Source organism: Mesorhizobium sp. M0664, assembly GCF_040320565.1.
In the GTDB taxonomy this organism is placed as follows: Bacteria; Pseudomonadota; Alphaproteobacteria; order Rhizobiales; family Rhizobiaceae; genus Mesorhizobium.
The window spans coordinates 18,792-31,101 of sequence record NZ_JAMYPW010000045.1; the positions used below are offsets into that span (position 1 = coordinate 18,792).

Sequence of the window (12,310 nt, forward strand, 5' to 3'; positions counted from 1 at the left end):
TTGTGACGTATGAATCAACTCGACGAGCGTAAGCTTGATCCCGCCGTAGCCCTTGCCTCCCTCGACGAGGTTGCGCCCCGGGAGCCGCACCGGCTGTTCGCCCTCAAGCAAGCCGACTGCTTCGCGGTGGCCGACGCCTATGGCGACATCCGCGGCGCCGGCGATGGCTTTTTCCGAGACGACACGCGTGTGCTTTCGGAATTCCGGCTGACGGTCGGTGGCCGGCAAATGTCGTTGCTCGGCGCCTCGCTCAGCCAGGACAATGTGCTTTTCACCTCGAACCTGACCAATCTGCCGATCCAGAGTGTCGGTGGTCGCGACATTCCGCAGGGCGCGATCCACATAGAACGCGTCAGGCTGCTTTGGCAGGACCGGCTGTTCGAGCGCATCACCCTTTCCAACTACAGCCAGGAATCGTCGGCCATTCGGGTTTCCTTGCATTTCGCAGCAGATTTCCGCGACATGTTCGAGGTGCGCGGTTCGACCCGGCTCAAGCGCGGAATAGCCCACGCCGCCGAGACCAGTCCGACATCCGTGGTGCTTCGATATGACGGGCTGGACCAACTCGTGCGCCTGTCGGCGATCTCGTTCTCGCAGGCGCCGGACAATTTGACCGCCAGCCGCGCGGATTTCCTGGTTGCGGTGACGAAGCGCAGCAGCGAGGTCCTCTATATCGAGGTCGGCCCGGAAGTGGCGGAGACACCCGACCGCGACCGTTTTCGGGCTGCAGCCGCCCGCGCTCGCTTCGGCATGCGCGCCAAACGCCGCCACGGCGCGACGGTGCACAGTTCTGGCCGCGTCTTCAACGACTGGATCGAACGCGCGCGCGCGGACGTGGCGCTGCTGACCACCGAGCTTGCAACCGGACCTTACCCCTATGCCGGCATACCCTGGTTCTCGACGGCATTTGGCCGTGACGGGGTGATTTCCGCATTGCAGATGCTGTGGTTGAATCCTGGGCTGGCGCGCGGCGTACTCGCCTTTCTCGCCCAGCATCAGGCGACCGAAACGTCGCCGTTCAGCGATTCGCAGCCCGGCAAGATCATGCACGAGACCCGCAAGGGCGAGATGGCGGCACTGCGGGAGCTCCCGTTCGGCCGCTATTACGGCGGCGTCGATACCACGCCGCTCTATATTCATCTCGCTTGCGCCTATGCGGATCGTACCGGCGACATGGCGTTCGTCGACAGCCTGTGGCCATCGCTCTGTGCAGCGGCCGAATGGACGGAGGAGACAAGCCGCGCGACCGGCTTCGTTACCTACCAGCGCGGCGCCGAGACCGGCCTTGCCAACCAGGGCTGGAAGGACAGTTTCGATTCCGTCTTCCATGCCGATGGCCGCATGCCCAAGGGGCCGATCGCCCTGGTCGAGGTGCAAGGCTACGTCTTTGCCGCGTTCCGTGGGCTGGCGGCGCTCGCCCGCCGCCGCGGCGAGGACGACAAGGCCGATCATTGGGAGGAACGCGCCGAAACCATGCGCGCCGCGGTGGAACGCCATTTCTGGATGGACGATCTCAATTTCTATGCACTGGCGATCGACGGTGCAGGCGAGCTCTGCAAGGTACGGACGTCGAATGCCGGCCATCTTCTCTTTGTCGGGCTGCCCGAGCCGGAACGGGCGCAGATGGTCGCCGATCAGCTGCTCTCCGCGTCGTTCCACTCTGGTTGGGGCGTGAGGACGCTGGCCGACGATGCGATATTCTTCAATCCGATGTCCTACCACAATGGTTCGATCTGGCCGCACGACACCGCCATGTGCGGTGCAGGCCTGGCACGTTATGGCGTGCGCGACAGCGTGGTCCGGCTGATGAGCGGCACGTTCGAATCGGCTGTCCATTTCAACATGCGGCTGCCGGAACTGTTCTGCGGCTTTACCCGGTCGCCGGGCGAAGCGCCCATCGCCTATCCCGTCGCGTGCCTGCCGCAAGCCTGGTCAGCGGGATCGGCCTTCATGCTGATGCAGGCCTGCCTTGGGCTCGAAATCGACGGCTGGAACAGCGAAATCCGGGTCACCCGCCCAAGGCTGCCGATCGGCATCGACACGCTGACATTGCGGCATCTGGGTGTCGGCTCGACAGTGGTCGACCTCACATTCCAGCGTGTCGGCGACCGGGTCGTCGCCTTTCTTGCCGACCGGTATGAGGGGATGGTGCCGCTCATCGTGCGCACTTGATGCCGCCGCGCTGCGGCGCATCGAAAATGACGCGCGCGTTGCAATCGTCCGGAACCGATAGCCTCTTTGTGCGTTGCAAAAATGGGCGGGGTGGGGACGCTGTCGTTGTCATACGGCGGCGAACCAGAAAACAAATAAAAAAAACGGCTATCGGCCGGCCGGAGGCGAGATCACATTCCATGTCAGATTATACTGTAAACCTGCTCTGGGTTTTGCTGATTGCAAGTTTTGGCTTTTCCGCTTTTGCCATTCTCCTGTCGATATCCCGCCAGCGCCGCGGTCGCGCAACGGCCGCCGCATACACGCCGAGCGAGGATGTCGCGTCGGAAGCGGCACGCAAGGTGCTGCGCGAGTTCGAAAAGAACGGCCAGTCGGCCGATGCGGCACTGGTCACGTGGTCGCCCGACACTTTGCGCAAGATCCTGGCCGACGACCTGCCGGACGCACAGGTCATCGTGGTGTCCAACCGCGAACCCTACATCCACAACATCAAGGATGACGGGGTCCAACTTTTGGTGCCGGCCAGCGGGCTGGTTTCGGCACTCGAGCCCATCACCCGCGCCTGTGCCGGCACCTGGATCGCCTATGGCGGCGGCACGGCAGACCGCCTCACCGTCGACAAGGACGACCGGGTGCAGGTGCCGCCGGGCAATCCGTCCTACACGCTGCGCAGGGTCTGGCTGACGGAGGAGGAATATCAGGGCTATTATCTGGGCTTCGCTAATGAGGGCCTATGGCCGCTTTGCCATATCGCCTTCACCCGCCCCGTGTTTCGCGCCTCGGACTGGGACGCCTACGAGGCCGTCAACCGCAAATTCGCCGATACGGTGGTTGCCGAAGCCCGCAACGAACGGCCGATCGTGCTGGTGCAGGACTATCATTTCGCGCTGCTGCCGCGCATAATCCGCCAGCGCCTGCCGGACGCGATAGTCATCACCTTCTGGCATATCCCGTGGCCTAATTCGGAAGTATTCAGCATCTGTCCGTGGCGTGAGCGGATCCTGGAAGGACTGCTCGGCAGTTCGATCATCGGCTTTCATACCCAATTCCATGCCAACAACTTCACCGAAAGTGTCGACCGCTTTCTGGAGAGCCGGATCGAACGGGCAGACGCGGCAATCTCCTATGGTGGGCAGACCACATTGGTCCACGCCTATCCCATTTCCATAGAATGGCCGGCCCAATTGCTGGCAAAACTGCCGTCTGTGGAGGAGTGCCGCGCCAGCGTGCGCGACAGATTCGGCCTGTCTGCGGATACCAAACTATGCGTTGGCGTCGAGCGCCTCGACTACACGAAAGGCATTCTCGATCGCTTCCATGCCTTGGACGAATTGTTCACGAGATATCCCGAATGGATAGGCAAGGTGGTTTTCCTGCAGATCGCCGCGCCGAGCCGGGGGACATTGCCCGCCTACCAGCAACTCCACGACGAATGCCGCCGCTGTGCCGAGGAGCTCAACCGGCGCTATGGCAGCGAGACATACAGCCCTATCCTGATGGTCGCCGAACATCATCGGCAGGAGCAGGTCTACGAGGTCTATCGTGCCGCCGACATCTGTATGGTCACCAGTCTGCATGACGGCATGAACCTTGTCGCCAAGGAATTCGTCGCAGCGCGCGACGACGAACAGGGCGTGCTTTTGCTCAGCACCTTCGCCGGTGCCTCGCGCGAATTGCTGGAAGCACTGATCGTCAACCCCTACGATGCGGCCATGATGAGCGAGGCGCTGTTGCAGGCGCTGACGATGACGCCGGAAGAGCAGCGCGAACGTTTGCGGCCGATGCGCGAGATGGTCCGCGACAACAATGTCTACCGCTGGGCCGGCAGCATGCTGCTGGACGCCGCGCGCCTGCGCAAACGCGGCGATCTCGACAGGGTGACCGGAACCGGCGAGCGCCCGCCATCGAACACCAACAACGTCATCTCGATGTTCGAGCGGGCTCGGAAGGCAGCGTCGTGAAAAGCTTTGAACAACCACCGGCGTTGAACCTGTCGGAAGGGCAATGGGCGCTCTTTCTCGACATCGACGGAACCCTGCTGGAACACGCTGCCCATCCCGACGCGGTGTTCGTCGGCGAGGAATTGCGCAATCTGCTCGAACGCATCGAGCGGCGGCTGGATGGTGCGGTCGCCTTCATCACCGGCCGATCGATTCCCGCCGTGGACAAGCTGTTCCACCCGCTGAAGCTGCGGATTGCCGGACTGTATGGGCTGGAGCATCGGCTGACGCCGAGCGGTCCGATCGATGCCGCCGACGCGCCGGCCGACATCGCCGCCCTTGCGGACGAGATCGAGGCCGAACTGGGCAGCGGCAAGGTCTATGTCGAGCGCAAGGGGCCGGTCCTTGCCGTTCATACAAGAGCAGCACCGCAACTGCTTGCACCCGCAATCCAGCTCGTCGAACAGGCATTGGCCCGGCTTCCGAAGGGTTATCGGGTGCTTCCGGGAAACGCCGGCGTCGAGCTCATGCCTTTGGAAGCCGTCAAAGGTGCTGCCATCCGGCGTTTCATGGACATTCCGCCCTTTGTTGGCCGGCGGCCGATATTCCTCGGAGACGATACATCGGACGAACACGGTTTCGAGGCGATCAATGAAATTGGCGGCATCTCCATCCGCGTGAAGCCGAACGGACCGACGGCCGCAACCTATGTCCTCGACGACGTGACGGGCGCAATAGCCTGGCTCGAGGCCAGTTTCGAGACGTCGGCGGTGGCCTGATCGCGCCGTGGCCCGGTTCAGCTGATCTTCCCGTCCACCATGTGAATGCGGCGATCCATGCGTGCGGCCATGTCGAGGTCATGCGTGACTGCCACGACCGTCTTGCCGCGTTCGCGCACCAGATTCTGCAGGATTGTGAACACCTGCTCCGAGCTCTTGCTGTCGAGGCTCCCCGTCGGCTCGTCTGCCAGGATAGCCACCGACAGCGATGGAGGAGAGTTGATGAGTAGGAAATCGCGCGCTTCGACCGATGCCGTTCTCAAGGAACTACGCGCCTTCGGCCTCACCTATCCAGGCGCCGAGACAAAGAGTCCGTGGCCTGGTCACGACGATCTCGCGGTGAAAGGCAAGACCTTTGCTTATTTGAGCCTTGAAGGCGAACCGTTCAGCATCTCCCTCAAACTCCCCTACAGCGGCGACGAGGCGAGAAAGCTCCACTATGCGTCGCCGACGGAGTACGGCCTTGGCAAGAGCGGATGGGTGACATTCGAACCAGCACCGGACGAACTGCCACCGATCGGACAACTGAAGTCATGGCTCGATGAGAGTTATCGCGCACAAGCGCCCAAAAAGCTTGCCGTCCTGATCACGTACAAGGTGGACTCGGGAGCTTAGGTCGAGCGATCGGTGTCACCCCCCGAATCGTCGGCGCTAGAAGCTCAACGACGCCACGCCGATAAGCGCGTTTCTCATTGAATGACTTTAAGCCCACGCCGGCAAATCGTCTGCTTGCCGGTTCCCCTGCGTCAGGCTTAACCTGCGTGCCATGCGTGGAGGCGCGTGCGGTAACAAGGGGAGGACATAGCAATGACCATACAAGACGCATCACCGGACCTGTACAATGAGGATCTCGCACCGGCGAAGGTTCGAAACTGGGGACCGTTCTCGATCTTCAACGTCTGGACGTCGGACGTCCACAGCCTGTGGGGCTACTATCTCGCTGCCAGCCTGTTCCTGTTCTGCGGCGGCTTCGTCAACTTCATCATCGCCATCGGTATCGGCTCGCTGATCATCTATGCGTTAATGAACATGGTCGGCTATGCCGGCGTGAAGACCGGGGTGCCCTACCCTGTCCTGGCGCGTGCCTCCTTCGGCATCTGGGGCGCCAACATACCGGCGCTGGTGCGCGCCATCGTCGCCTGCTTCTGGTACGGCGCGCAGACGGCGGCGGCCTCCGGGGCGATCGTAGCCCTGCTGATCCGCTCGCAATGGTTCGCCGACTTCAACCAGAGCACCCATTTCCTCGGCCACTCCGGGCTCGAGGTGATCTGCTTCGCCGTCATCTGGGCGCTGCAGCTCCTGATCATCCAGAGAGGCATGGAAACGGTGCGCCGCTTCCAGGATTGGGCCGGACCGGCGGTGTGGGTGATGATGCTGATCCTGGCGATCTATCTTTGCATCAAGGCAGGCACTTTCGCTTTCACCAGCGACATCCCGATGGATGTGCTGCTGGAAAAGACAAAGGACGCGGGCGTGCCGGGCACGCCGGGCTCCTGGACCTCGCTGTTTGCGGTGGCCGCGATCTGGGTGACCTATTTCTCCGCGCTCTATCTCAACTTCTGCGATTTCGCGCGCTACGCCCCGGACAAGGCATCGCTGCGCAAGGGCAACATCTGGGGCCTGCCGGTCAATCTTATCCTGTTCTCGCTGGTCGCCGGCGTTACGACGATCGCCGCCTTCGACGTCTATGGCGAGGTGCTGCTGCATCCCGACCAGATTTCGGCGAAATTCGACAGCTGGTTCCTGGCGGCGCTCGCAGCCCTGACCTTTGCGGTGGCGACGCTCGGCATCAATGTGGTGGCGAACTTCGTGTCGCCGGCCTTCGACTTCTCCAATGTCTTTCCACGCCAGATCGACTTCAAGAAGGGCGGCTATATCGCGGCGCTGATCGCGCTGGTGCTCTATCCATTCGCGCCCTGGGAAGGCAGTGCCGCCTCCTTCGTCAACATCATTGGCGCGACGATGGGGCCGATCTTCGGCGTGATGATGGTCGACTATTACCTGATCCGGAAGGGCGAGGTCGACGTCGAGGCGCTCTACAGGGAGAATGGCGAATTCCGCTTTCAGGGCGGCTGGCATGTCAATGCCTTCATTGCCGCCGGTATCGGCGCGGTCTTCTCCTCGATCCTGCCCAACTTCACCAGCCTGCTGCCGTCATGGTGGGGCGTCTATGGCTGGTTCTTCGGCGTGGCAATTGCCGGCGTCATCTATTACGTGCTGCGCACGATGGCACTCGGTGCCGGAGCCAGGATAGCCAAGGCCTGAACGGAGTCGGGGTGGCGCAAGCCGCCCCGTTCATTCTGCGACCATCTCGGCCAGGCGGCGCACTGTATTCCAGTTGCGCGAGGTGCCGATGCCCAGGCGTTTGTGACTGACCGCCGCAAGCAGCCGCGAACTCGGCATCTCGCGGGAAAAGACGATCCAGATGTCGCCGCCGACAATCCGCAGCTTCTCGTTCTTGCCGGCATATGCCTCAAGCGCCGCGGCGGTCTCGGCGGGAACGGGCGCCCGCATCACGCGCACCGCCACCTGGTCCGCGGCCTCGGCCGATTCGGCTGGGAACGGATTGCCGGCCGCCAGCCTTAGCCAGCCGTCGGCGCAGCGCACGATGATGTCGACGTGGCGGCCGAAAGTCTTTGCGAACGCCGCCTCCAGCCGCTGCTCCAACGCCGCAAGTTCTGTTTCTTGCGCCTCGAAGACCAGATTGCCGGTCGCCACCAGCGTGCGCGGCTTATTCAGACCCAGGCCTTCGGCCATCGCCTTCAGATCGGACATGACGACCCGCCGCCCCTCGCCCAGGACAATGCTGTAGAGCAGCGCGACGTAAGTTTGCATGGGCGGCTAGTCTAGACCAGCCGCGACTGCTCTACCGCCGCCTCGATGAAGCTGGCAAACAGCGGGTGCGGATCGAGCGGCCGGCTTTTCAACTCGGGATGGTACTGCACGCCGATGAACCAGGGGTGGTCGGGATATTCGACCGTTTCCGGTAGCACGCCGTCCGGCGACATGCCGGCAAACACCAGGCCGCAATCCTCGAGCCGCTCCTTGTAGTCGACATTGACCTCGTAGCGGTGGCGATGGCGTTCGGAAATCTGAGTATCGCCATAGATCTCGGCGATCTTCGATCCCTTGGCGAGGTCGGCCTGGTAGGCACCGAGCCGCATGGTACCACCAAGGTCGCCGGTTTCCCTGCGCTTTTCCAGCATGTTGCCCTTCAGCCATTCGGTCATCAAGCCGACAACCGGCTCCTCGGTTGGACCAAACTCGGTCGATGATGCGTGCTCGACGCCGGCCAGCGAACGCGCCGCCTCGATGCAGGCCATCTGCATGCCGAAGCAGATGCCGAAATACGGCACCTTGCGCTCGCGCGCGAACTTCGCCGCCAGGATCTTGCCCTCCGAGCCGCGCTCGCCAAAACCGCCGGGGACGAGAATGCCATGGACCTTCTCCAGCCACGGCGCCGGGTCTTCCTTCTCGAATATCTCGCTTTCGATCCAGTCGAGCTTGACCTTGACCCGGTTGGCGAGGCCGCCATGCGACAGCGCCTCGATCAGCGATTTGTAGGCGTCCTTGAGGCCGGTATATTTGCCGACGACGGCAATGGTCACTTCGCCTTCCGGATTGTGGATGCGGTTGGACACCGCTTGCCACCGTTCCATGCGCGGCTTCGGCGCCGGATCGATGCCGAAGGCCGCCAGCACTTCCGAATCCAGCCCTTCATTGTGATAGGCCATCGGCACGTCGTAGATATGCGGGACGTCGAGCGCCTGGATGACGGCGCTTTCGCGGACATTGCAGAACAGCGACAGCTTTCTGCGCTCTTCCTTGGGGATCGGCCGGTCGGCGCGGACCAGCAGTATGTCGGGTGCAATGCCGATGCCGCGCAACTCCTTGACCGAATGCTGCGTCGGCTTGGTCTTCAGTTCGCCTGCCGTCGGAATGTAAGGCATCAAGGTCAGGTGGACGTAGACGGCGTTGTTGCGCGGCAGGTCGTTGCCGAGCTGGCGGATCGCCTCCAGGAACGGCATCGCTTCGATGTCGCCGACGGTGCCGCCGATCTCGCACAGCACGAAATCGTAGTCGTCATTGCCGTTGAGGACGAAATTCTTGATCTCGTCGGTGACGTGCGGAATGACCTGCACGGTAGCGCCGAGATAGTCGCCGCGCCGCTCGCGCTCGATGATGTTCTTATAGATCCGGCCGGTGGTGATGTTGTCTTGCTGGTTGGCCGAGCGGCCGGTGAAGCGCTCATAATGGCCAAGATCGAGATCGGTCTCGGCCCCGTCATCGGTCACGAAGACTTCGCCGTGCTGATAGGGCGACATCGTGCCGGGATCGACATTGAGATAGGGATCGAGCTTTTTGATGCGTGCGCGATAGCCCCGCGCCTGCAAGAGAGCCCCAAGGGCCGCTGCAGCAATGCCTTTTCCAAGTGAGGAAACCACGCCGCCTGTGATGAATACATATCGCGCCATGGGAGTCATCGCTTAACGCGGCCGAATTGATTCCGCCAGAGAAAAAACCGCCGCGAAGGCTTTTTCCCAAGAAGGCGCTCTGGTCGTTGGCGTATCAAAACAAAAGGGCCGGCGAGGCCGGCCCTTTTGGCACGATCTGTCAAAGCGTCAGATGATGACGACTTTGGTGCCTACTTTCACCCGGCGGTAAAGGTCCATGACGTGTTCGTTGATCATGCGGAAGCAGCCATTGGAGGCGCTGGTTCCGATCGACTGCGGCGCGATGGTGCCGTGAATGCGCAGGTGGGTATCTTTCTTGCCGTCGTAAAGATAGATGGCGCGCGCACCGAGCGGATTGTCGCCGCCGCCGGGCATGCCGTCCTTGTACTGGCCATAGTGCTTGGGTTCGCGCTTTTGCATATCCAGCGTCGGAATCCAGCGCGGCCATTCCTGCTTGTCGCCGACGGCAACCGTACCCTTGAACTGCAGGCCTTCCCGGCCGACCGCGATGGCATAACGGCGGGCGGTTGACGATGATTCGACGAGGTAGAGACGACGGGCGCTGGTATCGATGACGATGGTGCCGGGGTTGTAGCCGGTGAATTCGACCTCCTGCGGCACGAATTCCGCCTTGACCTTGAACTGCCGCTTGGCCTGCTTCCTTTCGAGCGCGGCGTCGAGCGCGCGTGTTTCCGGAAGCAGCGACATCGACGAAGAGGATGTGCCGCCGAACAGTCCCGCGAACAGCCCGACGCTCTGCGGCTTCTGCCCCACCGGTTCGCTGCGCAACTCGCCATTGTTGCCGGTCAGCGCAACGTTCATGGCCTCGGCCGGGATCGGCTCGGCCGACTGGATCGGCGCAATGGGCGTAATCGGTTCGATGATGTTGACGGTCTTCTTCTTGGCCGGCGTGGCGTCAGCCACCTTGGCCGTTGCGAGCGGCTGGCTCTTCTTGGCAAGGAACGCCTGCCGTTCCGCATCGGCTTTGGCTTTCGCCGCCTCGCGCATCGCCAGCTTCCTGGCTTCGAGTGCCTTGGCGCGAGCGGCTTCCTTGTCGGCTGCGATCTTGGCTTCGATCTTGCGGATCTGCGCAAGGTCGTCCGGCGTCGGATCTTTCTTCTTCTTGAGAAGCTTCAATTGCGCTGCATCGCTTTTGGCAGCGACCTTGACGACGTCGGTTGTTGTTGCGGCTTTGTGGGCCGAGTTTGCCGTCGGCATGGCCGCGTAAGCGGGCGCACCTAGGCTGAGCACGGCACAAAGGCCGGCAAAAATGAAGCTGCGAAGCTGCATGGGGAAGATCCGATCGTTCAATGCTTGTTGCCCACGGCGTCGCCCGGCGCCCCCCAAGGACGCCGAGAATGCCGCGTGCAACGTATAATCGATTAGCCGGAAGCGCCTCAAGCGTGAGGCGCAGTCGAATCTTCGTGATCGTGCGGCATTTGCCGCGACTGTGTTCAAACGACAACAGATCGCGGCATAAGTTGCCCTATTACTGGTTGGGGACCTGCGGTGTGGCCGGCGCGGTGGCGCCGTTTGTCGCTGGCGGCGTCGCCGGAGCGGTTGCCGGCGGCGTCGTTGCCGCGCCATTGCCGGACGGCGGGGTCGGCGCCGTGGTGCCCGACGGCGGCGTCGGCGTCGTGGTTCCAGGCAATTGGTTGAGTACGCCCTTGCCTGCTCCGTCCGAGGTCGCCGGCACGCGATCGAGAATGTCGATCGGCTTCTCGCCATAGCGCGCAACGATCGACAGTGTCAGCGAAGTGACGAAGAAAGCGGCAGCCAGGATCGCCGTCGCCCGCGTCAGCGCATTGGCGGCGCCACGCGCGGTCATGAAGCCAGATCCGCCGCCGATGCCGAGGCCGCCGCCTTCGGAGCGCTGCAGCAGCACCACGCCGACAAGCGCGAGCACGACCATGAGGTGGACGACGATCAGTACGGTTTCCATAATTTACCCTGGCAAGGCCTTGTGCGGCCGCTGATTTGGAGGCGGCTCAATACAATGCTTTAACGGCATTTCCAAGCCCGTGGCCGGAATATGGGAAGCAATGCGTCCTTTGCAACGATTTCGGCGCCGGCCGTCCGCTCAAATGCAGCAACCAGCCCTTGTATCAAGCGATGTTTCGATAGGCTTCCGCGATGCCGAGGAAGTCCGCCGCCTTTAGGCTGGCGCCGCCGACCAGCGCGCCATCGACATTCCTGACGCCGAGCAACTCGACGGCGTTGGACGGCTTGACCGAGCCGCCGTAGATAATGCGCATCTTGGCCGCCGTATTGCCGAGCTTCCGTGCCAGTTCTTCGCGGATATGCGCATGTGCCTCGGCGACGTCGGCGGCGGTCGGGGTCAAGCCGGTCCCAATCGCCCATATTGGCTCATAGGCAATGACGGTGTTGGAAACCGTGGCGTTTGGCGGGACCGAGCCAGCGACCTGGCGCGACAGCACGTCGAGCGTGGCTCCTGCTTCTCGTTCGGCTCTTGTCTCACCAATGCAGATGATGGCCACCAGCCCGGCGCGCCATGCGGCGGAGGCCTTGGCCTGGACCAAGGCATCGTCCTCCTTGCGATCGGCGCGGCATTCGGAATGGCCGACGATGACATGGCTGGCACCTGCATCCTTCAGCATCTCGGCCGAAATGCAGCCGGTGTAGGCGCCGCTTTCCTCGGTGTGGCAATCCTCTCCGCCGGCCCGCACCGGCGTGCGCGACAGAATCTCGGCGGCGTGCGCAAGCAAGGTCGCCGGCACGCAGACCACCGCTTCGGTCTCGGCGTCGAGCCCACTCATGAAGCCGTTGCCGATCATCCTGAGCTCGTTGAGCGAGGCGCTGGTGCCGTTCATTTTCCAGTTGCCGGCGACGAGCGGGCGGATTCCAGGCGTCATGGGATTTGTTTCTCCGGGCAATTTCCAGCTGGCCCTCACTATCAAAATCAGGCCACAAAGCAATCGACAGTGGGCAGGAAGGGCGCTATTGC

General features: G+C 62.5%; 10 protein-coding genes and 1 pseudogene. 5 read left to right on the top strand and 6 right to left on the bottom strand.

From position 1 onward, the window contains the following. Nucleotides 1-9: 9 nt before the first annotated feature. The 3 genes from NKI39_RS27635 (at nucleotide 10) to otsB (ending at nucleotide 4,891) form a co-directional block, all read left to right on the top strand. Complete coding sequence (locus tag NKI39_RS27635; RefSeq protein WP_352540550.1) at nucleotides 10-2,172, top strand: amylo-alpha-1,6-glucosidase; 2,163 nt, start codon at nucleotides 10-12, stop codon at nucleotides 2,170-2,172. Between the two features lie 179 nt (nucleotides 2,173-2,351). Beyond that, nucleotides 2,352-4,133 carry an alpha,alpha-trehalose-phosphate synthase (UDP-forming) gene (locus NKI39_RS27640; protein ID WP_352835821.1) on the top strand — a complete coding sequence of 594 codons (1,782 nt, stop codon included), beginning with the start codon at nucleotides 2,352-2,354 and terminating at the stop codon, nucleotides 4,131-4,133. Next, nucleotides 4,130-4,891 (top strand): trehalose-phosphatase, encoded by a 762-nt coding sequence (otsB, locus tag NKI39_RS27645; RefSeq protein WP_031211298.1) that lies wholly within the window; start codon nucleotides 4,130-4,132, stop codon nucleotides 4,889-4,891. The genes NKI39_RS27640 and otsB overlap by 4 nt, the downstream gene beginning before the upstream one ends. A 17-nt stretch (nucleotides 4,892-4,908) precedes the next feature. On the opposite strand, the pseudogene NKI39_RS27650 reads toward otsB, so the two are convergent. Continuing rightward, a pseudogene (locus NKI39_RS27650) lies at nucleotides 4,909-5,118 on the bottom strand (ABC transporter ATP-binding protein); the annotation flags it as partial. Between NKI39_RS27650 and NKI39_RS27655 the strand changes: the two are divergent. Next, nucleotides 5,114-5,506, top strand: coding sequence for an MmcQ/YjbR family DNA-binding protein (locus NKI39_RS27655; protein ID WP_352766579.1), 393 nt, complete (start codon nucleotides 5,114-5,116; stop codon nucleotides 5,504-5,506). The pseudogene NKI39_RS27650 and the gene NKI39_RS27655 overlap by 5 nt on opposite strands. A 192-nt stretch (nucleotides 5,507-5,698) precedes the next feature. Further along, nucleotides 5,699-7,156: an NCS1 family nucleobase:cation symporter-1 gene (locus NKI39_RS27660; RefSeq protein WP_352835824.1), complete on the top strand. Its 1,458-nt coding sequence runs from the start codon at nucleotides 5,699-5,701 to the stop codon at nucleotides 7,154-7,156. A 30-nt stretch (nucleotides 7,157-7,186) separates the two neighbouring features. On the opposite strand, the gene NKI39_RS27665 is transcribed toward NKI39_RS27660, so the two are convergent. The 5 genes from NKI39_RS27665 to tpiA form a co-directional block, all read right to left on the bottom strand. After that, the gene (locus NKI39_RS27665) at nucleotides 7,187-7,726 is read right to left on the bottom strand and encodes a DUF1697 domain-containing protein (RefSeq protein ID WP_352766583.1); all 540 of its coding nucleotides are present in this window, start codon (nucleotides 7,724-7,726) and stop codon (nucleotides 7,187-7,189) included. 11 nt (nucleotides 7,727-7,737) lie between these two features. Continuing rightward, on the bottom strand, nucleotides 7,738-9,366 hold the full coding sequence (gene pyrG, locus NKI39_RS27670) for a CTP synthase (RefSeq protein WP_352448839.1): 1,629 nt from the start codon (nucleotides 9,364-9,366) through the stop codon (nucleotides 7,738-7,740). Nucleotides 9,367-9,513: 147 nt separating this feature from the next. Continuing rightward, nucleotides 9,514-10,635 carry a L,D-transpeptidase gene (locus NKI39_RS27675; protein ID WP_352448838.1) on the bottom strand — a complete coding sequence of 374 codons (1,122 nt, stop codon included), beginning with the start codon at nucleotides 10,633-10,635 and terminating at the stop codon, nucleotides 9,514-9,516. A gap of 199 nt (nucleotides 10,636-10,834) precedes the next feature. Further along, nucleotides 10,835-11,287 carry a preprotein translocase subunit SecG gene (gene secG, locus NKI39_RS27680; RefSeq protein WP_254817294.1) on the bottom strand — a complete coding sequence of 151 codons (453 nt, stop codon included), beginning with the start codon at nucleotides 11,285-11,287 and terminating at the stop codon, nucleotides 10,835-10,837. A gap of 163 nt (nucleotides 11,288-11,450) precedes the next feature. Then, nucleotides 11,451-12,218, bottom strand: coding sequence for a triose-phosphate isomerase (gene tpiA / locus NKI39_RS27685; RefSeq protein ID WP_352835827.1), 768 nt, complete (start codon nucleotides 12,216-12,218; stop codon nucleotides 11,451-11,453). Nucleotides 12,219-12,310 lie beyond the last annotated feature (92 nt).